The 22621-nt window shown below is 33.3% G+C and carries 19 protein-coding genes; 5 read left to right on the top strand and 14 right to left on the bottom strand.

The window, feature by feature from the left end; translation table 11 throughout:
* Window positions 1–114: 114 nt before the first annotated feature.
* Entirely contained in the window at window positions 115–315 is a 201-nt protein-coding gene (locus Q0951_RS13560; RefSeq protein ID WP_299337800.1) for a hypothetical protein, read from the bottom strand.
* A 69-nt stretch (window positions 316–384) separates the two neighbouring features.
* Window positions 385–1350, bottom strand: coding sequence for an NAD-dependent epimerase/dehydratase family protein (locus Q0951_RS13555; RefSeq protein ID WP_299337798.1), 966 nt, complete (start codon window positions 1348–1350; stop codon window positions 385–387).
* 155 nt (window positions 1351–1505) lie between these two features.
* Here Q0951_RS13555 and Q0951_RS13550 point away from each other — a divergent pair, with 155 nt between their 5' ends.
* A complete protein-coding gene (locus Q0951_RS13550) occupies window positions 1506–2030 on the top strand; it encodes a hypothetical protein (protein WP_299337795.1) in 525 nt (174 codons plus the stop codon).
* A gap of 113 nt (window positions 2031–2143) precedes the next feature.
* A complete protein-coding gene (locus Q0951_RS13545; protein WP_299337792.1) occupies window positions 2144–4207 on the top strand; it encodes a M13 family metallopeptidase in 2064 nt (687 codons plus the stop codon).
* 66 nt (window positions 4208–4273) lie between these two features.
* On the opposite strand, the gene Q0951_RS13540 is transcribed toward Q0951_RS13545, so the two are convergent.
* Window positions 4274–4966 carry a hypothetical protein gene (locus tag Q0951_RS13540; RefSeq protein ID WP_299337789.1) on the bottom strand — a complete coding sequence of 231 codons (693 nt, stop codon included), beginning with the start codon at window positions 4964–4966 and terminating at the stop codon, window positions 4274–4276.
* Window positions 4967–5036: 70 nt separating this feature from the next.
* Window positions 5037–5843, bottom strand: a complete 807-nt coding sequence (locus tag Q0951_RS13535) for a hypothetical protein (protein ID WP_299337786.1) — start codon at window positions 5841–5843, stop codon at window positions 5037–5039.
* Between the two features lie 109 nt (window positions 5844–5952).
* Between Q0951_RS13535 and Q0951_RS13530 the strand changes: the two genes are divergently transcribed.
* Window positions 5953–6420 (top strand): CBS domain-containing protein, encoded by a 468-nt coding sequence (locus Q0951_RS13530; RefSeq protein WP_299337784.1) that lies wholly within the window; start codon window positions 5953–5955, stop codon window positions 6418–6420.
* Here Q0951_RS13530 and Q0951_RS13525 read toward each other — a convergent pair whose 3' ends face one another.
* From Q0951_RS13525 to Q0951_RS13515, 3 genes are read right to left on the bottom strand one after another with little or no spacing between them, the layout of a single operon-like run.
* Window positions 6421–7110, bottom strand: coding sequence for a hypothetical protein (locus Q0951_RS13525; RefSeq protein WP_299337781.1), 690 nt, complete (start codon window positions 7108–7110; stop codon window positions 6421–6423).
* A gap of 57 nt (window positions 7111–7167) precedes the next feature.
* On the bottom strand, window positions 7168–7518 hold the full coding sequence (locus Q0951_RS13520; RefSeq protein ID WP_299337778.1) for a hypothetical protein: 351 nt from the start codon (window positions 7516–7518) through the stop codon (window positions 7168–7170).
* A 3-nt stretch (window positions 7519–7521) separates the two neighbouring features.
* Complete coding sequence (locus Q0951_RS13515) at window positions 7522–8046, bottom strand: DinB family protein (protein WP_299337775.1); 525 nt, start codon at window positions 8044–8046, stop codon at window positions 7522–7524.
* A gap of 164 nt (window positions 8047–8210) precedes the next feature.
* Here Q0951_RS13515 and Q0951_RS13510 point away from each other — a divergent pair, with 164 nt between their 5' ends.
* Complete coding sequence (locus Q0951_RS13510) at window positions 8211–8543, top strand: single-stranded DNA-binding protein (RefSeq protein WP_299337773.1); 333 nt, start codon at window positions 8211–8213, stop codon at window positions 8541–8543.
* Between the two features lie 76 nt (window positions 8544–8619).
* Here Q0951_RS13510 and Q0951_RS13505 read toward each other — a convergent pair whose 3' ends face one another.
* The 7 genes from Q0951_RS13505 to Q0951_RS13475 form a co-directional block, all read right to left on the bottom strand.
* Window positions 8620–9936: a T9SS type A sorting domain-containing protein gene (locus Q0951_RS13505; protein ID WP_299337770.1), complete on the bottom strand. Its 1317-nt coding sequence runs from the start codon at window positions 9934–9936 to the stop codon at window positions 8620–8622.
* A gap of 157 nt (window positions 9937–10093) precedes the next feature.
* Complete coding sequence (locus Q0951_RS13500; RefSeq protein ID WP_299337768.1) at window positions 10094–10498, bottom strand: cupredoxin domain-containing protein; 405 nt, start codon at window positions 10496–10498, stop codon at window positions 10094–10096.
* 37 nt (window positions 10499–10535) lie between these two features.
* Window positions 10536–11084 carry a carboxymuconolactone decarboxylase family protein gene (locus Q0951_RS13495; protein WP_299337765.1) on the bottom strand — a complete coding sequence of 183 codons (549 nt, stop codon included), beginning with the start codon at window positions 11082–11084 and terminating at the stop codon, window positions 10536–10538.
* Between the two features lie 372 nt (window positions 11085–11456).
* Entirely contained in the window at window positions 11457–12296 is an 840-nt protein-coding gene (locus tag Q0951_RS13490; RefSeq protein WP_299337762.1) for an AraC family transcriptional regulator, read from the bottom strand.
* Between the two features lie 47 nt (window positions 12297–12343).
* On the bottom strand, window positions 12344–14752 hold the full coding sequence (locus tag Q0951_RS13485; protein ID WP_299337759.1) for a hypothetical protein: 2409 nt from the start codon (window positions 14750–14752) through the stop codon (window positions 12344–12346).
* A gap of 196 nt (window positions 14753–14948) precedes the next feature.
* On the bottom strand, window positions 14949–17294 hold the full coding sequence (locus Q0951_RS13480) for a hypothetical protein (RefSeq protein ID WP_299337756.1): 2346 nt from the start codon (window positions 17292–17294) through the stop codon (window positions 14949–14951).
* A gap of 106 nt (window positions 17295–17400) precedes the next feature.
* Window positions 17401–19767 carry a hypothetical protein gene (locus Q0951_RS13475; RefSeq protein ID WP_299337754.1) on the bottom strand — a complete coding sequence of 789 codons (2367 nt, stop codon included), beginning with the start codon at window positions 19765–19767 and terminating at the stop codon, window positions 17401–17403.
* Between the two features lie 267 nt (window positions 19768–20034).
* Between Q0951_RS13475 and Q0951_RS13470 the strand changes: the two genes are divergently transcribed.
* A complete protein-coding gene (locus Q0951_RS13470) occupies window positions 20035–22614 on the top strand; it encodes a phosphoenolpyruvate carboxylase (RefSeq protein WP_299337751.1) in 2580 nt (859 codons plus the stop codon).
* Window positions 22615–22621 lie beyond the last annotated feature (7 nt).

The following is a 22621-nucleotide window of genomic DNA, read 5'->3' as shown; positions in this document are numbered from 1 at the left end:
AAATGCACAATATTGCACTATACTTTTCCACTGTATGATATTGACTAACCTGTTATATCTACAGGTGAATCAGATAGCTCTGTTTTTAACTAGAATGACGCTTTTTTCTTATAATTATGCCAAGTATAATACATGGTATTTTCCGTTCAAAGCATCTGGATTGCCATAAACACGATGTGCTGCAGGCATTATAAATACTGTTTTATCAATGTCTACATCCAAATCACCAGATGATGAATTAGACATAAAGAAACTTCCACCAAAGCAAATGGCTCCAATTAAAGTAACAACTAAGGGAATAAGTTTTGAATTCATTTTATACAGTTTAGATTAATACCTCTTTACAGGTACATCTCTAAACACATAAAAATGTCATCAGGGTTTTTAGGAATTTATTTCTGAATCTTGGTATTGCTTTCGCAACTGTGAAATCATTTCAGTAGTCATCTTTTCAAGATCATATTCATGATGCCAGTTCCAGTCTGCTCTTGCGGAAGAATCGTCAATAGATTTAGGCCAGCTATCAGCAATGTGTTGTCTAAAGTCTGGATTGTAAGTGATTTTAAAATCAGGAATATGTGTTTTTATAACTTCGGAAATATCCAAGGGTGTAAAACTCATAGCAGCCAAATTATATGACGACCTAATTTTAATAGTCTCGGAAGGTGCTTTCATGATATTAACAGTAGCATTGATAGCATCCTCCATAAACATCATAGGGAGTTCAGTATGTTCAGATAAAAAGCACTCAAAAGGATTACCTTGTACAGCTTGATGATAAATTTCAACGGCATAATCTGTGGTACCTCCACCAGGTTTGGTTTTCCAGCTGATAAGACCAGGATACCTAAGACTTCTAACATCTACACCATACTTATTATGGTAATATTCACACCAACGTTCTCCCACTTGTTTAGTGATGCCGTAAACTGTTGTTGGTTCCATGGTGGTATGTTGAGGAGTTTCTGTTGCAGGTGTAGTAGGACCAAAAACAGCAATACTAGAAGGCCAAAAAACGTGATCTATGAAACCATCTTTTGCCAAATTTAAGACATGAAAAAGTGATGTCATATTAAGATCCCAAGCTCTCATAGGATATTTTTCACCTGTAGCACTTAACATAGCTGCCATTAAGTAAACAGTGTCTATATCATGTTTTTCTACACAATCTCTAACAGAACTATAATCTTGTGCATCAACAATTTCAAAGATTCCTGAGTTTACAACATCAAGATTGTTGTAATTAATATCACTGGCAACAACATTTTCAGAACCGTGAATCTCTTTTAGTTTAAAAGTTAACTCCGAACCAATTTGTCCACAGGCACCAATGATTAATACTTTAGGCATAAAAATATGTGTTTGATCTTTAGTTCAAAAATAACAAGAATAAAGGCCACAAAAAACATAAAAACGTAAAATTAACAACTCTTTAATTTTTGTTAATTGAGTATCAGATTTATACGCTTTGCCTATATTTACCTCAAATTGAAGATGTCATAATTATGCGAAAATATGTGCTTTTTTATATTGGTTTTTGTTTACTTCTAATCAATTGTAATGAGGATAAGGCTTCTACTGCTATTAAAGAAACTCAAGAGCAGATTGATGCAAAAACGATAACTCAAAAAGAGATCTCTGATTTGAAATATGCTGATTTCGGACTTAGTGCAGACTCTCAAACGGCTGTTAACGACTGGCAAAAATACCAAGAGCTTACTACACATATTGAAGCATTAAAGAAAGCAGACTTGAATTTCTTTAGTACTGAGCGCTTGCTTCTAAAAACATTTTTTCTTGAGTTTAGAACTGAAATGCCTGTAAATCTTCAAACCAATGAAATACTAGCCAGAATAACCGCATTAGACACAAAAGCACAAAAATTAAATAGCTTATTAAGGCTTAATAATATTGAGAAACAGAATAAAATAGTGGCTATTAAGGAACTTCTGGTTGCTGTTTCTAATCTTAATCTTCAAATTAATAAGAAATTTGAATTTGAAAAGAATAATGTAATCAAATCAGAATAATTTGTTTTTTCGAGTATTTATTTCTCTTAATGTTTTGTTAATATGTAACAAAATGAGCTTTTAAGCTTCTTATTAATAACTAATTTTAATCAAATTTAATTTTCACACACATTATGAAAACCAATATTAAAAGTATTATGGTGGTTTCTGTATTGGGGCTTTTTGCATTTTTAGGATGTAAGGAAGAACCAAAAGAAGAAATTGCCATGGCAGAGAAAATTCCTGGAATTGTTCTCGAGAACATGGACACTTCTGTTAGTCCGAAAGATGATTTTTACAATTACGTTAATGGTAATTGGGCAAAGACAACAACAATCCCTGAAGACGAAACACGTTGGGGCGGATTTGGTGTTTTACGTAAAGATACTAGAAAAGATGTACTTGAAATTATGAATACTTCTAAGGAGCTTGGAACGTATGAAGAAGGTACAGACCAAAAGAAAGCGCTTCTAATTTTTGAAACAGAGTTAGATACTGTGGCAAGAAATGAAGCAGGTATAAAACCACTACAGCCGTTTTTAGATCAAATTGATGGTATCAAGAATATTAATGATATGCAAACTGTTGTTGCAACTTCTATTGGTGTGTCAGCACCTTTTGCAGGTATAGGGTCTAGTGCAAACCTCAATGATAGTAGTATGAATATGGCTTGGGTATTTCCTGGCGGTTTAGGATTACAACGCGATTACTACTTGGATCAAGATGCAAAATCTAAAGAAATTAGAGAGCAATACGTAGATCACGTATCTAGAATGCTTCAATATATCAATTACAGTAAAGAAGATGCTGATAAGGCTGCTATTAAAGTTTTAGAAATGGAAACCAAATTAGCAGAGCCTAGACTGGATAAAGTAGCAATGCGTGATGCTCGTAATTACAACAATCCAACCACATTAGAGGATTTGCAAAAAATGTCTCCTTCAATTGATTGGAGTAAAATGGTTAAAGATTTAGGGATTACAGCAGAGATGGAAACACTCAATGTGATGCAACCTACATACATGGCTGCGTTAAGCGACTTCTTGCAAGCAACATCAATAGAGGATATAAAAACATTAATGGATTGGAGTACGATTAATGGCGCTGCAGGATTTTTAACTACTGAAATTGAAAAAGCAAATTGGGAGTTTTACGGTAAGACTTTAAATGGAGCTCAAAAAATGCGTCCAGCAGATGAGCGTGCTTTAGGAACCGTAGATGGTACTGTTGGTGAGGCTATTGGTAAGTTGTATGTAGATGCAAAGTTCCCACCTGAAGCAAAAGAAAAGGCAGAAAAAATGATTGCTAATGTGATCACAGCTTTCCAAAATAGAATCCAGAAGTTAGATTGGATGACAGATGAAACTAAAAAGAAAGCTGTAGAGAAATTAGACAAATTCACAGTGAAAATTGCATATCCAGATGAGTGGGAAGATTATTCTGAATTGAAAGTAAAAGAAGGTAATTCTTTTACTGAAAATATGCTAGCGGTTGGTCACTGGCAAAAGGAGAAAAATTTATCAGAAATTGGAGAGCCAGTAGATAAATCAAGATGGGGAATGCCACCACAAATGGTTAATGCATATTTCAATCCTAGAAATAATGAAATCGTTTTTCCAGCAGCTATTTTACAACCTCCTTTTTACAACTGGACAGCAGATGAGGCTGTAAATTATGGTGGTATTGGAGCAGTTATTGGTCACGAGATTTCACATGCTTTTGACGATTCAGGAGCACGTTTTGATGGTGATGGAAACCTAAAGAATTGGTGGACTGATCAAGATCTTGAAGAATTTACTAAGCGAGGAAATGCTCTAGCTGAGCAATACAGTGCTATTGAAGTTATGGATAGTGTATACATCAACGGTAAATTTACATTAGGTGAAAATATTGGTGATTTAGGAGGTGTTCTTGGTGCCTATGATGGTTTACAATTACATTTTGCTGAAAATGGACGACCTGATGATATTGACGGATTTACAGCCGAGCAACGTTTCTTTATGTCCTGGGCAACAGTTTGGAGAACTTTAACCAGAGATGATGCGTTGAGAACTCAAATCAAAACAGATCCTCACTCGCCAGGTATTTATAGAGCTATACAGCCACTTAAAAATATTGATGCGTTCTATGAAGCATTTAATATTAAAGAAGGCGATAAAATGTGGTTAGCTCCAGAAGAGCGTGTAAGAATATGGTAATACCCATTTATATCACACAAAAAAGCACCCAAATCGGGTGCTTTTTTATGTATAATTGTTTTTAAACTATTCTTTTTTCTCAGTCTTTTTTGCTAGTAAAGCGTCCTTACTCAATTTAGCTAAATTAAAGTTAGCATCCATTGCGAGAGCTTCGTCCATTAGTGCAATTGCTGCATCTAGGTTATCGGTTTGATTCATATTAAAAAGAACCAAAGCTTTTAAATATGTCAATGCACCTTTAAGTGATACTTCATATGGTCTTTGCGATTCGTAATAACCACGTTTTTGATCCTCTTTAACATTTACTAATCCGTAATCGATCTTTGCCTTTGCACCAGCTAAATCTTGCATTTGGATTTTTAAATCAGCTATTTCATAAGCTAAATAAGAGTTAGCATCTCTTTTAAATAATTCTTCATAAAATACTATAGCGCGTTCAGGTTGATTGAGTGCTTTTAAAGCAATTGCTTTGACTTCAGTATTCATATCAGTATCTGTTGGATTCTTTTCAATTCCAATAGTGTTAAGTGCTTCAAGGTTTCTACCTTCAGACGCATAGATATATGCTAGCGTATCCAGTCGAGCCTGACTTGGTTGTAGTACATTGAGGTGAGTCATAGCATTGATCACTCCTTGCACATCACCTTGCCCTTTCATTTGTTTGTAGTAAGCTTCAAAATGTTTTACTAATTCAGATTTTGATTGTCCTGAGACATTAAATGTTGTTACTACTGCCAGAAGAAGTATAAGTTTTTTCATCAGTTTCTTAATTTTATTGCGCCAAATCTAAAAAAATTAATGGCATTAATTCTTAAAAGTCTGCTAATTATTAGAGTTTTACCTGGAAGTCATAGTTCAAAAGGTGTACCAACTTTTCAGAATTGATAATTTTTCCTTTATCTGCTGTATCAGTTTTGAATTCTGGAATTGGGATATCCATATCTTCGCATACCCTTGTGTAATACTCTTGTTTTGAAGGGTGAGGCGTCGTTGAAGCATTAAAGACAATGTTCCATATATTTTGTTTTAATATTAAAAGTATAATTTCAATACAATCGGTTCTATGGATCAAATTTACAGGAGAACTTCCATTTTTTAGTTCTTTTCGTCCTGATAAAAATGTGGCAGGATGTCTATCTTTAGCAAAGAGTCCGCTAAATCTCAATAGTGTTGTTTTAAAGGTTTTATTATTCTGAAAAAGAGCTTCAACTTCTAATAATTTTAAGGCAATTGGATCTGATGAAGTTTTAGACATTTCAGTAATAACAGGAGAAGTGTATTGGTCATCATAAACCGAAGTAGAGCCAATAAATAGTACGTTTTCAACCGAAGATGTTTCAATATGTGGAATGAGCTGTTTCATGTTTTGAACGTAATTGCTTTCAGGATTCTTACGCAGTCCAGGTGGAATATTTAAAACAAGTGTATGGCAACCTGAAAGACAGGCTTTGATATCACCTTGAATACCATCCGAAGTAAATTCTATCAAAAAAGGAATGATATTCGCCTTTTTAAGCTTCTCCATTTTATCAAAAGATGTTGTGGAGCCATGCACTATAAAATGACTTTCAACAAGTTTTTTTGCTAATGGAAATCCTAGCCATCCACATCCAATAACACAAATTTTATGACTCAAAGTTCTGTTTTTTAAGAATACGAAATTTACAAATTATTACCCTGAATCTGGTATTGGTATAATTCACTTATTTTCAGTAACTTTAAATTCAACACTAAAAAAATTGGTTATGGGCATTAAAAGTTTTCAAGGGGCAAGGAAGCAGCAAAATACTGCAGACACAACAGTAGCAATTAAAGTGAGTGATTTTATGACTCGAGATCTAATTACTTTCAAACCAGAGCAAACTGTCGAAGAAGTGATTCAAACATTAATAAAAAATAAAATTTCTGGAGGACCAGTGGTTAATGCGAACAATGAACTGGTAGGAATTATTTCCGAAGGAGATTGTTTGAAGCAAATTAGTGAAAGCAGATATTACAATATGCCAATGGAACAACATACAGTTGAAAATAGAATGGCAAAACATGTTGAAACCATTGATGGTAATATGAATGTATTTGATGCTGCAAATCGATTTTTAGAATCGAAAATTCGTCGTTTCCCAATTGTTGAAAATGGGAAGTTGGTTGGACAAATTAGCCAGAAAGATATTCTTAAAGCAGCTATTGAGCTGAAAGGGCAAAACTGGAAATAACTATCGCCTTCTGGTTTGTGGCAGTACTTCGGGAATATCGGTAATGATTAGTTTTTGATTACCATTACTTTCTAATTCAGCTATTTTAGAATACGGATATTCAGGCAATGGTTCGTTTAATGTTTTCCATTTTGCAATTCCGGCTACAGTAATTTGCTCGCCTATTTCAATAACACCTTCCTTGTAACGCAAGCGCTTATTAAAACCAAAAAAGTTTTCTGGTCTAATATTATAGCGCCTTAGAACAGCTTCAAATTGAGGTGTTGGGTCATTAAAAGTCCCCGAGGTTTGTTTTTTGTCTTTTACCAAATAACTAATGTAGTTTCTTGGGTCATTTGTAGGTTTTACAATAACAAAGTCTCCGTTAGTATCAATAAAGAAATCCTGAAAACGTTCGTCTTTGACTAAAGTTTTCCAATGTGAACTCTTACCATTACTTACTTTTTGCTGAATAACAATTTGATAAAACACGCATTTTCTTTGAGAGTAAGGTGCTAGAAGCGGTTCTTTTACATGCAAGGCTTTTCCGCTTACTTTAGAGAGTTCATTAGTTCTTAAACTAGAAGCAGGTTTAACAGGTATTTTTGAAAGCGTTCTTATGATCACCTGCCTTTCATTATAGTAATAGACTAAAAACGCAATAATGGCTATAGCGGAAATAATTAGAATAATGATGATGGGAGTGCTCATGCAAGTTAGTTTGGTTGTAAAATATAAGTAGTCTAAATATTGAAAACGTTACATCGTTTAGCTTTCTCGTTTCACCAGAGCATAATAGTCGCCTTCGAGTGGTAAATATCCCTGATCATAAACAAAGTAATAGATTGTTCCGGCTTTTGTAGTGTAAATACTTGTAAAGTAATTAAAGTCAAATCCTTTCTCGACCATACGAGCTCTGGATACTTTTTTCTTTTGATCAGGATTGAGCTCTTCCAGTATTCTGTAATTTTTTCTCAATCGGTTATTGGTGTTTCTAATAAGGTTTTTGCTGTCTTTATTAATCGCGTTATTATAAGCGTTACGGCAAGCATCACTACAGAATTTTTTATCAATTCTACCCACTATTTTTTCACCACATTCCGGACATTTTTTTTGCATAGTTTATGTATTTAAAATTGAAATATAACCAACCCACGGTCCAACTTCAGATGTATATTGTTTAGCCATAACTCTGGAGATTTGTGCTATATGACCCAGATCATGAGTTACCCAAGTTGCTAATAATTGAGATAAGGTGACTTCTCCAAGCTCGGGATGGATGCCTTTTAATTGTAATTGTTCTTCGGTTATGTTGAGTTGTTTTAAGGTTTCTAGGTTGTTATTCCGAAGGAATTCGAACTCGTTGAGTAATTGGTGTAATGTTTTTCCTTTAGAGGCTTGAAATTGTGCGAATCTATCGAAAGGCTCGAAAGTTTTATCTTCTAAATTGGATAAAATAATTTGAAGTCGGTTGATCCAATCTGTTTTTTCACCATGAATCAAGTGTCCGATAATATCAAAAGGGCTCCATGTATGTTCACCTTCATTGTTGTAGATCCAATCCTCAGAAAGTTGACCTAAAAAAGACTTCAGGGTTTCAGGGGTTTGTGCTAATATCTCTATGGCTTTGTTTATATTGTATGTCATACCATTGTAAAGGTACAAATTTCCATTTACAAACGACTACAAACATTTACAAACGATTTTAAATAAGTAACAACCGACTAAAATTTGCAAGGTGTCGCATATTTGCAGTGTTGAATCAATGAAGGTTCAATAGTATTAACTGTTTAACATTAAAATTTAAAATTATGAACACACTTAGAAACAAAGTACAGTTGATTGGTAGATTAGGACAAGATCCAGAAATTATCAACTTTGAAGACGGAAACAAAATGGCAAAATTCTCTCTAGCTACAGATGATAGCTATAAAGACAAGGATGGAAACAAAGTTGAACGAGCGTATTGGCACAATATTGTCGTTAGAGGTGGACTTGTAAAAGTAGTAGAGGAATATGTTACCAAAGGTAAAGAAATTGCCATAGAGGGTAAACTTACCAATCGTTCTTGGGATGACAAAGATGGTCAAAAGCGTTATACGACAGAGATTGTATGTAATGAGTTGTTGATGCTGAGTAAATAAAAAATCAATACAGGATTAACTAAAAAAACCTACGATGTGCATCGTAGGTTTTTTTAATATGTATATGCTGTTAAATTTATTGTCTAACAATCTTTTTAGTAACTGTTAATCCTGTATTAGCATCTTCTAAGGTCATAAAATAGATAGAGGCATTGAGCTGAGATAAATTGACATCAATTATTCTATTGATACTAGATACATCTTTATCAAATACTTGTCTTCCATTGACATCAAATACAGCAATATTGAAATCACTATCGTTATAGTTTCCTGGTAATGTGATTCTAATAGTATCAATAAAAGGATTAGGAGTGACTTCTAAGCTTTCTAGTGTAAACTCTTCCACGCTAAGTGACGGACAAATAACCCATCCCATATCTTCAAAAAGACCAATTGTAATTGCTCCAGGATCATGTATGGCCTGACCTTGTCCAATTTGTGGTGTCATTAAGGCATTTGGATTAAGTGCATTAAAAACAATCTCATCCCAATGGCTATAACTTGAAGCTCCATTAAAAGTAGGTGGCGCCCAAATTTCTGGTATGGTTCCTCCATTTGCTGCAGTAGCAAGTGGACTATTACTAAATAAATTACCTCCAGTAAACTGATTTAATAACTCTGCTGAAGGGTCAGTAAAGTCTAAAATTGATGTGGCGTTTTCATTTTCTACAAATTGACTGTACATGTGTACAAAACCACTGTTTCTTAGTGATCCCTCTGTATTCGCACCATTAGCACTGGCAAAACCAAAGAAACCTAGACCATGACCAAGCTCATGCAACACAACTGATACAAAATCAATTTGATTAGCTGGTGGATTAGCGTCTAAACCAAAATAAAAATTTGCTGTACTACTAAAATTAGCATTAATATCAGGATCAATTCCATTTGAATTAGAATTGGTTATAGACTCAGCAAGTGCTCTTGCAAACACTGTACTTGGTGGAACTCCTGGGCCAAAAATGGTTAAAAAACCAGTAGGTCCTGCACTTCCTAAAACTCCTGGAGCTAAAGGTGCAAATGTGGCATCAACTCTAATAGGCTGATCTGAGCTTAGTGTATTTGCCCAAATATCCACAGCGTATTGAAAGGCAGCTTGCGCTTCAGGCGTAAATCCGTTATAAGTTACAATAAAGTTAGAGCATTCAGTGCCATTAGTTTCATTACCTTCTCTTGCTCTAACAATTGTATTTGGTATAGAATATGGCTCTTGGTTAGGTGCGGGATAATATTCACAAACTGGACCTATAGCTTCATAGCCTTCACCAGTTAGTACATAGTCTTGAGCAAAAGAGAATGTAGAATATGCTAAGGCAAAAATGAAAGTAAGAACAGTGTGTCTAACTAATGCTTTTGGAACATAATCTATAGTATGAGTAGTTTTTTGTTTCATTTGTTTTTCTTTTTAATTTTTAATTTAGCAATAAAGTTACAAAATATGTCAGTACTACTCTTAAGTCGATATAAAAACATTAACATTACGCTGACAGCAATAAAAAAAAAGCAGCTCTATTGTGTAGAACTGCTTTAGCTATCAATCAATTAAGAATTTACTTTACAATAAGGGTATATTGAGGCGTAGGATTCAGAGGACAGAAATACACATATTCGCCTTTTTCTAAAACAGTAACGTTTGAGGTTTCTTTAGCATTGTTATCTACTGCTTTTGTGACATAGGCAGTTGAAATATGGTTTTCAGTTTTTGATGCATCTTTTCCTTTTGGAACTAATACAAATCCAACTTGATGACCAACATTATTATTGAAGATCTCAAATACATAAGACCCTTCTTTTAATGTCAATTCTTGTTGCGTAAATGCACCTTTAGTTTGCTCTAAAGACACGGTTTTTACAGTTTTTGACGCCATCTTATCTGATTTCATCATCTTATCTTGGGCATTTGTAGTTAATGTAAATGCTAAAACCATTACGACTATTGAAACTATCTTTTTCATCTTATTTATGTGTTTTATTATGATTATTAATTTAAGTTTAAACGAAAGCTTCTTCTAATGAAGGTGCCACTGGAAAATCTACAGGAACTTTAGTTGTGCTATGAATGTAATTGGATATGGTCTTGTCTCCAACCAAAGAAATGGTATCGATCAAATTGGCTTTAGTATAACCTGCTTTAAAGTAATTATCCAATACATTCTCGTCTGTATTTCCTCTATTTTCAGTGATATTTCTGGCTAATCTTGCCAATGCATCTAATTTGGTGTCAAATGATGCTCTACCTGATCTTAGTTCTAAGATCTGCTCGTCGTTAAAACCATTCATTTTTCCAATAGCTGTGTGTGCAGATAAACAATAAATACAGTTGTTAACTTGACTTACAGCCAGATTTACAACCTCTTTTTCTTTTGAGGATAATGATGTTTTAGCGTTTGAAAAGTTAAGGTAGTTCTCTAAAGCAGTGTCACTATTAGCATAGGTTGCATATAGGTTTGGTACAAATCCTAAAGCTTTGTTTAAATTGTCAAAAATAACTTGGTTATTTTCGCTTACGTTTTCTCTTGTTGGTACATTAAATGTGTTCATAATATGTGTTTTTAATTTGTATTAATTATTACACTGCAAAGATGCAATGCGTGTTATGGTTTTGAAATGGTGTTTTTTCCTTTTGAATTGTCAATTATTCCCTATGAATATTTTTTACTTAATAAACTTAACTAATATGAGGTTTTTCTGCATCACAATAGTAATCGTGAATGTGTCGATGCTCACAATGCGTTTTTGGGCTTATGGTTTGAATAACCTTTTTTTGACTGGATCTGAATATTTCAATTAAATTGAAAATAGATATGTGTTTTAAATTCATCTTTATAAGTGTTTTGATTTTACAGTACAAAGATGCAATAGAGGAACTGTTCAATATATAGAAGTAATTCCCTTTGAAATGTCAATTTTTCCCTATAAAGAGATTTTAGCGTTTCTTTTGAATTCGGAAGGTGTTAAAGTAGTCTGTTTTTTAAATAACCGACTTAAATGTGAGGCATCATCAAAACCAATGTCATAAGCAATTTCCTTTGAAGATTTATCAGTGTATAGTAATTGACGTTTGGCTTCCAGTACGATACGATCGTGTATGATTTGTAACGGACTCTTGCCATACTTGGCAAAACTATTGGAAAGTGTTTTTGGAGATTTGTTCAATTTGTCAGCATAAAATGACACATTATGTGCTTCTTTATAATGGGTTTCAACCAACAAATTAAAATGTCTTAGAGTGTCATTCTTACCTTTAAAAGTGATAACCTGACTTGTATCTGCTTTTAAAAGGCGTGTTGTTTTAATAATAAATCTGGCCATTAACATACGAAGCATTTCTGCTTGGATAGTATCGGTTGTTTCTAATTCATCCAGAAACACTTCATGTAAAATATTGAATTTATATTGTTCAGATGAATCTAATGAGATCACAGGAATATGCTCGTTTCCGAAGAATAGTAATCCGACACATCCCACTTCTTTATCGTGATCTTTGATGCAATAGAACTCTCTGTTAAATTGATAGACGATAACATCTTCTCCTTCAAGGAATTGAAAGTACTGAATAGCCGTAAGTGATAATATTTGATTGGCTTTCAAGCTTAGGGGAACACCATCTACAACTACATTTACTGAAGACGTGGTTGCCCATATAAACGTGTACAAACCAATGGGTTTTGAGGTGGAAAATTTAGACAACAACTGTTCGTTACCTACTTTTAAAATGGCATTGGTAGAAAATTCGGAAAACGTTTTTATCATAGGTTAATGGTCTGACTAACTTCTAAAACATTACAAAGTTTTAAAACTTAATTTGAATCAGATACCTTTAAAATGATAGTTTCAGATAGTAATGAATTATCGTTAACAATACCATTGATATAGAGATCAATTTCCTCAGTTTCAGAATTGAAAATTTTGAAACTGAGTATCCCGTTTTCGTCAATTTTTAAATTAGGTTTCCAGTCAATAGTTCCATATTCGGTAAAGAATGTGGTATTGTAAAATTGGTACTTTGGAGTATAAAATTCCTTTTTAGAATCAAACGTGAGTGGAAATTCAAATTCTGCAATCTTGTTGTTTTTTCCTCCATTTCTTCCATAAAATTCTCCAGTCGTGTAAATTTTAATATAACCAGCTTGACCTCTAATTCCACCACCAAAGCCATAATACTCCACATCAATATAATCTATGGATTCTATGGTGAGTATCGACAAGGCTTCAAAGTTGTTTTCTTGTATGAGTGCACCATCTAAATAGACAAGTGGTACAGGATTACCCCATTTTACTCTAGGGTTAGTAATTGTAAATATGCCGTTCTGGAAGTCGTAGTCTGCATAAAAACCTATTTGATTCAAATACACATACAAAGGCGTTCCTCTTAACCTTTCGTTATCATCAAGTTCAAAGATCTTACCTCTTGTTTTCTTTTCCTGGAGTTTTTCAAGTTTGGTTTTCTCTTTTTTTGCAGTTAATAAGATCTCATCCAATTTTTCAATTTCACTCCATGAACTTGGTGTTTTAGGAATAATAGTCTCAGGTGTTAATTTAGAAAGATTGGGTTCAGCGTATTGATATAATCTTTTAAATTCTGGAAATTTGGATGGACTGAATTGCGGATAAATAGCAGGTGCTCTTGGTTCACTTTTATTATTGATAAATCCAACTTTAAATAACTCATTGTCTATTGGTACAAAACCTTTAGAAGAAAAGACTTTATCATCTTCGGTTATTGTAAATAATTGTGATGAACTATTTTCAAGAGGATACGCTATATAAATGCCTGGTTTAGTTTTTCCATTGATATTTGATGTGATAGTAATGCCTTGCTCAAAGTTGTACTTATAAATATTGTCGAAATTAAATATTGTAGTCCAATCGTAAGAACTCCATCCTTGCGTAATCAGCAAATTATCTAAGTCATATTTGGTTTTTCTGTCGTTAGCTTTAAAATAATAAGCAGCATTTTGTATAGGTGTTTTGATGTAAGGCTGTAAATAGATCTGAGATAGAATATTGTGCTGATGATTATAGCTTTTAGTGCCAGAAGGCAAAACAGAAATACTAATGTTTTCAAAACTTTCAGGCACATGGTTATCGACTCTAAGCTTTATCAACAAGGAGTCTTTTTTTGGTGTTGTGGACATAAAAGTTGCAGATGCTCTTTCAACATTGAAATCGTTAAAAACAAGGCGTTCTAAAATAGGTGCATTCGTTTCATCAAACACTGTGAAAATATTTATTCCTGAAAACAACTCTGATTTTGGAATGAGCAATAATCTTTTCAAATCTACCATGCTGAAAGGAATCACCTTCACATCTCCACCATTATGAATAGCAAGGTTAAAGCGTTTGTCTTTTAAAATAGCTAATGATGAATTATTAGTTGAAAACTGCAGTGAAAATTTATCTTTAATTTCATTAATGGTTACATTGAAACCATTGGCTTTGATGTTAGTGATTTCAGTGATGTCAAACGTATCATTTCTGAATACTTTTACATAATATTTACGATCAGGTTCTGGATTTAAAAAAGCTTTAGCAATGCCAAATTGATTGAGTCTAAACTCATTGACCACTTGTTCTGTGTCATCGAGAATTTGGACTCTAGCATTTCCTAATCCTTTCCCAAACCTGTTTTTTACAATCACACCTGCAGTATTGAGTGTGTTGTATATTAAATGTCCGCCTTCACCTAGAATTTGTATGTCGATATCATTATCGACAATAGAATTATCAATTTCAGTTTCTTTATCAGCATTAAGTACATTGAAGACTTGCTGAAAATGGTTTTGTTCTTCAAAGTTAAGCATCCAGTTGGTGTAAGCCTTAAAAATAAATGTGCCTTCAGCTAAACCATCATCAACGTAAAACACATTAGAACTGATGCCATCTTTAACTTGAATGAGTTTTTTCTTGATGATATTTCCTTCAAGATCAGAAATAGTACAGTACAAATTGGTTGTTAACGATGAGCGTTGTTTTGATGATTTGTCAAAGGTATATGCGGTAAAACCAAGCATTTCACCATTGATATAAGTGGATTTATTAAGATGAACAAAGATAAGTTCACGAGGCGCTTCAGAGTAATTTTCAAAAGCATCTACAATATATTCATCATTTGATGGCTCTTGAGCATTAAGATGAAATACACTTAGAATTATAATTAAAAAACAATAGTTGGTAAGAGTAGCTCTGAAATTAAAGTTGGTAGGCATACAATCGTTTTTTTTAAATTACACCTGTAAAACGTAATTTGATGGTTTTCAACTATAAATTTACAACATAACGTTATATTTTCTTACAAATCAACTATTAATTTCTAGTTAAAATTTGATTTTTATACTTCCTATTTGATTGATTTTTAAAAACTTAAGTATTGTCAAAAGACTAAAGTCCTATGGTAGAAAAATGCTAATTCGTTTTTGATGTTATTATAGTTTTCGTTTCAGATAGCAATGCATTGTCATTTACAATACCATTAATAAAAAGCTTGATTTGCTCAGTTTCAGAGTTTACAATCTTAAACTTAATCATGCCGTTATCGTCCACTTTTAATTTCGGTTTCCAGTCGATAGTTCCATATTCGTTAAAGAAAGTGGTATTATAAAACTGATACTTTGGGGTATAGAATTCTTTTTTAGAATCAAAGGTTAAAGGAAATTCGAACTCTGCAACACTATTGTTTTTACCTGCATTTCTTCCATAAAATTCTCCTGTAGTATATATTTTTATGAAACCCGCTTGTTGACCTCCAAAGCCACCGCCAATACCAAAGTAGTCCACGTCAATGTAATCAATAGTTTCTATGGTGATAAAAGATAGAATGCTAAAGTCACTTTGTTGGATGAGGGCATCATCTAAATATACAGCTGGAACAGGATTTCCAGTTTTTACTCTTTGGTTGACAATAGTAAATACGCCATTTAGATAGTCGTAGCTAGAAACAAACCCAATTTGATTTAAATACACATGCAAAGGGGTTGCTCTTAATCTTTCGATATCATTAATTTCAAAGATTTTTCCTTTGGTTTTTTTCTCTTGAAGTTTTTCGAGTTTGGTTTTCTCTTTTTTTGCAGTTATTAAGATTTCATCTAGTTTTTCAATTTCACTCCAAGAACTCGGTGTTTTTGGAATGACAGTTTCAGGAGTCAATTCGGAAATATCAGGTTGATTATATTGATACAACCGTTTAAACTCGGGAAATGTGGACGGGTTAAATTGCGGATAAACTGCAGGCGCTCTCGGTTCACTTTTCTTATTGATATAACCTACTTTAAAGCGTTCATCGTCAACTGGAATAAAACCCTTAGAAGCAAATACTTTATCATTTTCAGTAATAGTAAATAATTGGGACGAACTATTTTCAAGAGGATATGTAATGTATACGCCTGGCTTTGTTTTGCCATTGATATTAGAAGTGACAGTGATGCCTTGTTCAAAATCATATTTGTACACATTATCAAAATTAAAAATGTTAGTCCAATCATACGAACTCCATCCTTGTGTAAGCAACATATTGTCTAAATCATATCGCGTTTTTCTATCATTGGTTTTAAAATAATACCCAGCATCTTCAATAGGTGTTTTAATATAGGGTTGTAGATAGATTTGAGAAATAATATCATATTGATGATTATAACTTTTAGTGTCTTTAGGTAACACAGATATACTTACATTCTGAAAGCTCTCAGGCTTGTGGTTTTCAACTCTTAATTTAACCAGTAAAGAATCTTTTTTGGGAGTAGTTGAAACAAGCATAGTTGTTGTTGTTTCAAGATTTATATGATTAAAAGCAAGTCGTTCAAGAACAAGACTATTTTTTTCATCAAAAACAGTAAAGATATTTATACCTGAAAACAACTCTTCTCTAGGGATTAGCATTGTTTTTTTAAGATCGGTCATCGTAAAGGGAATCACTTTAATCTCTCCACCGTTATGAATTGCCAAATTAAAAGTTTTGGCTTTTAAAACATTCATAGAGGCTTCATTTGTAGAAAACTGTAATGAGAGTTTATCTTTAAGTTCATTGATTGAGACATTGAATCCAATGGGTTTAATATTCTTAATTTCAATTTGATCATAGTTATCATAACGAAATACTCTAACAAAATAGGTTCTATCTGATTCTGGATTTAAGAATACTTTGGCGATACCAAATTGATTGAGTCTAAATTCGTTGACGACCTGTTCGGTATCATCCACTATTTGAACTTTAGCATTCTTTAGTCCTTTGCCGTATTTGTTTTTGACGATTACACCAGCAGTATTGAGTGTGTTGTAAATTAAATGTCCGCCTTCACCTAAGATTTGAATATCAATATTATTATCAACAATAGGATTGTCAATTTCGGTTTCTTTATCGGCGTTTAACACATTAAATACTTGCTGAAAATGGTTTTGTTCTTCAAAGTTAAGCATCCAGTTGGTGTAAGCTTTAAAAATAAATGTGCCTTCAGCTAAACCCTCATCGACGTAAAACACATTAGATGCAATACCGTCTTTAACTTGAATGAGTTTTTTCTTGATGATATTCCCTTCAAGATCAGAAATAGTACAGTATAAATTGGTAGTCAGTGAAGAACGCTTTTTTGATGATTTATCAAAGACATATGCCGTAAAACCAAGCATTTCACCGTAGATATATGTGGATTTATTAAGATGAGCAAAAATAAGTTCACGAGGCGCTTCAGAGTAACTTTTAAAAGCATCTACAATATAGTCGTCATTACTGTTTTCTTGAGCGTAACTAAGATTCAAACCAACAATTGAAATTAAAAAAATTAAGATGGAGTGACTATATATATTTTGTGATATCATTTGCTATGTTGATTAAATGTTCTTTAGATTAGTAATTCTCTAAGGTTTAAAACGATACGTCAACTTTTTTCGAAACTAATATATCATCGTTAATGATTCCTTCAATATACAACTCTATATGTTCTGTTCCAGTATTTACCACTGTGAAGGTTAATTTTCCCTTTTTATCAATTATCACATTTGGTGACCAGCCAATAACACCATATTCACGAAAGAAGTTAGTATCAAAATTATTGTATTCAGGTGTATAATACCGCTTAGCTCTGCTAAAGGTTAAAGGAAAATCAAATTCAGTTGTAACTTTTATTTTCCCTTGATTTCTATAGTAATAACCCGGACTCGTGTAAATCTTCAAAATACCGAGCCAACCACGTAACCCAGTGGCACCATATTTATTCCAAGATACTTTGTCAACCAAATCCATGTTAAACGTGCTTAAGATTTCAAAACTTTGAAGAGGGATATCATCCAAATATACCATTAAGGCACTTGATGTCGTTTGACCGTTAATTGTGAAGAGTTTATTCTGATTATCATAACGAGCATTTATACCTATTGATTGTAAATAAGCGGATAAAGGTTTTCCTGTTTGTTTATCAGAATCTCCAATTTTAAAGAGTTTCGTTCCGTTTGAGCTCACTTTTAGATCATCTCTATACGTGCGTTCCTTTTCAGCGGTAACTACCACTTCTTTTAATTCTTCTGTTTTGCCCCAGCTAGATTGTAATACTGGAAACTCTTCAACATTATTGAGTACCGTATTTTGAATATAAATGTCGTTATACTCTTTATCAAAATCAGGAATTTTTGAAGGAAAAAATTGCGGATACAATTTTGGAGCGCTTGGTGTGTTAAAAGTATTGATGTATCCTACTTTTAATTTATCACTATCTACAGGCAATGCCTTTCTATGAATAAATCGCTCATTGTCTTTACTCACCTGAAACACCTGTGTTGAACTATTTCTTAAAGGATATACTAAATATGTGCCTTCTAAGCGTTCATTTAAGTTGGCAACGACTTCAATACCTTGTTCAAAACTATGCTTTAGAATTGGTGTTGAATTGAAAATGCCTTGCCAATTATAACTGCTCCATCCTTGAGTAAGTAGAAGCAAGTCGAGATCATATTTGATTTCATTTGAAGTGTTTTTAAAATAATATCTGGCGTTTTCAATTGGAGTCTTGATGTAGGGTTGCAAATACGTATGAGATAAGATATTATGTTGATTATTATAACTTTTTGTCCCATTCGGAAGTGTTGAAATACTGAGGTTGTGAAATGCCTCAGGATTTATATTTTTTATGTTTAATGTGATGGTCAACGAATCGGGTGCTTTTCTTATTTTTGAAATGGATATATCTGGTATGGTTATATCCTTGGAATTAAAAAACAATCGTTCAAGAATCGGACTATTATTGTGATCGAGAAGCGTCAATATGTTTATGCCTTTCTCGAGATCTTTTAAAGGAATTAAGAGATCTTCGCGTTCATTTAGAATTTTTATTGGTAATAACTTTATATCGGAACCATTATGAATGGCCAATTTAAAGTCCTTGTTTTTCAATTGAGAAATCGATGCAGTATTAGTTTTGATACTAATACCCAGATTATCTTGTGTTTCATTAATGCTAAAAACTAACCCTTTTGAATCTATAGTATCTATTGGCTTTTTAATGGCTTTACCATTGTGGGTGACTTCAATAAAGTACGATTTACCTCGTTCGGGCAAGAAAAATGTTTTCCCAATTCCAAATTGATTAAGTGTTGTTTGACTAATCACTGCGTCATTTGCATCTAATATCTTAACATTTGCCATAGACAAGCCTTGTCCTTTGTCGTTTTTAGCTATCACTCCAGCAGTATTAAATACATCATAAAGTAAATGTCCGCCTTCACCCAATAGTTGAACATCAATTGCATTACCGGCAATGTCGCTTGCAATTTCAGTGCCTTTTTCTTCATTAATTATTCTGATGGTTTGCTGAAAGTGAGTCTGTTCATTAAAGTTTTTCATCCAGCTTGTATATGCTTTGATAGTGTAATATCCTGAAGCAAATGAATTATCAATATTAAATACATTAGAAGAAATACCGTTTTCAACCAGTAGTAGCTTCTCTTTTATGACGATTCCATTTTTGTCACTAATAGTACAATACAAGTTTGTAGTAAGTAAGGAGCGTTTTTTTGAGGATTGCTCTAAGACATAGGCCGTAAGGCCTAACATTTCACCTGTGATAAGGGTTGACTTATTGAGATGAATAAAGGCAATTTCTCTTGGTGCACTGAAATAAGTTTGATACGTCTCTAAAATGCGGTCTTCAGAATCCTGAGCAGGTATTTGTAATACCATAAGGCAAGACAGTAATGAGGTACACCAGAAGTTGATACTGTTTAATTTAATTTTTTTCATAGCATAGAATTTTGATAAAATCAACGGTTGATCCAAAACAGATTAAAATATGAAAACAGAATTAGCTGCAATGCAATAGGTTATCAACATAAAAATACAATATAACGCTATATTTTCTTACAATTTTACTATTAATTTCTAGTTAAATTTCGATTTTATTGACGGATTGATAACGAACTCTTTTTATGATTAAAAATTCCGTAAAAACACCATATAAATTGCTTCAACAGCTTTTCCTTTAGTATTTTTATATAAATAATTGATATCATGCCAACGCAAACTAAACTGACTAGATTTAAACAAAATGTATTGTCTAAATACCGTATCTATAACAGTATTTTTATGACATTACCTTTTGATACCATTTCCAAAACTGTGGTATTACTTCCATTATTTCATGAAACTTGTAAGAATGGATTTGAATCAGGAGATGATCCAACCACTATAGTGGAGACGTTCTTTAAAAAGTATCAAGGCAGACGTAATAAGCAAAGTCAGATCAATTTGTTGTTTCGTTTTATACAGTACATTGAACGTCAGGTCGTTTTGTTTGATGCTGTTGAAGATGCCGCATTTTCTATAGTTCATAATATGGAAGGTATTGGAACACTGAGAAGTTTGAAAGAAAACGCTGAAGCGGAGAATAAAAAGCAATTACTTCAAGACTATCTGGAGTCGTTTAAGGTTCGTATTGTGTTAACAGCGCATCCAACTCAATTCTATCCAGGAACAGTTCTGGGAATTATTACTGATCTTGCCGAAGCTATCAAAGACGATAACCTTGTTGAAATAAACGAACTATTGGCTCAACTTGGAAAAACCCCGTTCTTTAAAGATCACAAACCAACACCTTATGATGAGGCTGTAAATCTTATCTGGTATCTAAAAAATGTGTTTTACCATTCTTTTGGATCTATTTATGACTACGTTCAGGAGAATATTTTTGACGCCAGAGAAATTGATAATCCAATTATTAATATTGGTTTCTGGCCTGGAGGTGATAGAGATGGGAATCCTTTTGTTACACCGCAAATAACCTTAGATGTAGCCAAAAAACTCAAAGAATCAATTATCAAAAAATATATAAAAGATATTAAATACTTACGTAGACGACTCACGTTTAAGGGTATTCGTTCTCAAATAATTACAATTAATCACAGTCTACATAATACATTGCTCAATAAAGATAATCAAATATCACTTTTAGAGTTTAGAAGCGAACTCAATGCCATTAGAGATCAATTAATTAAAGAGCACCAATCTTTATATGTTGATAAAATCACCTCCTTAATAAACCGAACTACACTTTTTGGCTACCATTTTGCTAGTTTAGATATTCGTCAGGATAGTAGAGTTCATGATAAAATGTTTAGTGCTTTGGTGACTGAGCTTATCGCAAACGGAAGTGATTTGTTCCCTAAAAACTATTTTGAGCTCCCATTAGAGACACAATTAAAACTCTTATCTGAAATTGATGGATCTATTGGAGATATGACCTTCAAAGATGAAATGGCCATAAACATTACGGAGACCATTAAAGCTATGAAAGCTATTCAGATTGAAAATGGAGAAATTGCATGTAATCGATATATTATCAGTAATAATCAAACAACATTAAATGTGTTACAATTGTTTGCAATGCTCAAGGTGGTTGCATTTCATGATAAACTTACGGCAGATATCGTACCGCTTTTTGAAACAGTTACAGATCTGGAAGCCTCTCCACAAGTGATGGAAGACCTCTATACAAATCCTAATTACAGAGCGCATTTAGAAGAACGAGGTAACAAGCAAACCATTATGCTCGGTTTTAGTGATGGAACAAAAGATGGAGGATATTTAATGGCAAACTGGGCAATTTTTAGGGCAAAAGAAGCCCTTACCGCATTGTCAAGAGCCTATGGCATTGATGTTATCTTTTTTGATGGTAGAGGAGGTCCGCCAGCCAGAGGTGGTGGAAAAACGCACCAGTTTTATGCATCACTTGGTCCAACTATTGAAGACAAAGAAATTCAGCTAACTATTCAAGGACAAACCATAAGTTCAAATTTCGGAACAGAGGATTCGTCCCAATACAATATGGAACAATTGATCAGTTCTGGTATTTCAAACCGATTGAATGATAAAAACCTTGCTATGTTGCCTGAGAACAAAAAAGTGATGGATAACTTGGCTAATTTGAGTTATAAGACTTATGTCGATTTTAAAAATCATCCTATGTTCTTACCATATCTGGAACGGATGAGTACACTAAAGTATTATGCGAAAACCAATATTGGGAGCCGTCCTTCAAAACGCGGAAAATCGAGTAAACTTGTTTTTGAAGATTTACGAGCCATTCCATTTGTGGGGAGTTGGAGTCAGCTCAAACAAAATGTTCCAGGATTCTTTGGCGTAGGAACGGCACTCAAGCATTATGAAGATAAAGGCGAATTCGATAAAGTAAAAGACCTTTATAACAATTCGAGTTTCTTTAAAACCTTGGTTGAAAATAGTATGATGTCATTGTCTAAATCCTTTTTTAGCCTCACAAAATACATGCAAGAGGATAAAGAGTTTGGTGCATTTTGGACCCTTATCTACACCGAATATGAAATCTCAAAACGTTTATTACTTAAACTTACAGGTTACAAAGAACTCATGGAAAATGAACAAGTAGGCAAGGCATCCATAAATGTTCGGGAATCTATTGTGTTGCCGCTATTGACCATTCAACAGTACGCATTAAAAAAGGTTCAGGAACTTGAGAAATCAGGAGATGCAGACAAAAGCGAAATTGAGATTTACGAAAAGATTGTCACTCGTTCACTCTTCGGAAATATTAACGCCAGTCGTAATTCAGCTTAGCTTAGAG

Origin of the sequence: uncultured Psychroserpens sp. (assembly GCF_947501425.1) — a bacterium.
Classification (GTDB): Bacteria; Bacteroidota; Bacteroidia; order Flavobacteriales; family Flavobacteriaceae; genus Psychroserpens.
The sequence above is the reverse complement of the archived record's forward strand: the minus strand, read 5'-3'. Positions and strand labels throughout refer to the sequence as shown.

Bases quoted from the DNA above. Each gene is read 5' to 3' on its own strand.
- Q0951_RS13500 (WP_299337768.1), bottom strand. From the start codon at position 10,498: ATGAAAAAGATAGTTTCAATAGTCGTAATGGTTTTAGCATTTACATTA.
- Q0951_RS13525 (WP_299337781.1), bottom strand. From the start codon at position 7,110: ATGAGCACTCCCATCATCATTATTCTAATTATTTCCGCTATAGCCATT.
- Q0951_RS13560 (WP_299337800.1), bottom strand. From the start codon at position 315: ATGAATTCAAAACTTATTCCCTTAGTTGTTACTTTAATTGGAGCCATT.
- Q0951_RS13505 (WP_299337770.1), bottom strand. From the start codon at position 9,936: ATGAAACAAAAAACTACTCATACTATAGATTATGTTCCAAAAGCATTA.
- Q0951_RS13475 (WP_299337754.1), bottom strand. From the start codon at position 19,767: ATGAAAAAAATTAAATTAAACAGTATCAACTTCTGGTGTACCTCATTA.
- Q0951_RS13510 (WP_299337773.1), top strand. From the start codon at position 8,211: ATGAACACACTTAGAAACAAAGTACAGTTGATTGGTAGATTAGGACAA.
- Q0951_RS13495 (WP_299337765.1), bottom strand. From the start codon at position 11,084: ATGAACACATTTAATGTACCAACAAGAGAAAACGTAAGCGAAAATAAC.
- Q0951_RS13470 (WP_299337751.1), top strand. From the start codon at position 20,035: ATGCCAACGCAAACTAAACTGACTAGATTTAAACAAAATGTATTGTCT.
- Q0951_RS13555 (WP_299337798.1), bottom strand. From the start codon at position 1,350: ATGCCTAAAGTATTAATCATTGGTGCCTGTGGACAAATTGGTTCGGAG.
- Q0951_RS13550 (WP_299337795.1), top strand. From the start codon at position 1,506: ATGCGAAAATATGTGCTTTTTTATATTGGTTTTTGTTTACTTCTAATC.
- Q0951_RS13490 (WP_299337762.1), bottom strand. From the start codon at position 12,296: ATGATAAAAACGTTTTCCGAATTTTCTACCAATGCCATTTTAAAAGTA.
- Q0951_RS13545 (WP_299337792.1), top strand. From the start codon at position 2,144: ATGAAAACCAATATTAAAAGTATTATGGTGGTTTCTGTATTGGGGCTT.
- Q0951_RS13485 (WP_299337759.1), bottom strand. From the start codon at position 14,752: ATGCCTACCAACTTTAATTTCAGAGCTACTCTTACCAACTATTGTTTT.
- Q0951_RS13520 (WP_299337778.1), bottom strand. From the start codon at position 7,518: ATGCAAAAAAAATGTCCGGAATGTGGTGAAAAAATAGTGGGTAGAATT.
- Q0951_RS13515 (WP_299337775.1), bottom strand. From the start codon at position 8,046: ATGACATACAATATAAACAAAGCCATAGAGATATTAGCACAAACCCCT.
- Q0951_RS13530 (WP_299337784.1), top strand. From the start codon at position 5,953: ATGGGCATTAAAAGTTTTCAAGGGGCAAGGAAGCAGCAAAATACTGCA.
- Q0951_RS13540 (WP_299337789.1), bottom strand. From the start codon at position 4,966: ATGAAAAAACTTATACTTCTTCTGGCAGTAGTAACAACATTTAATGTC.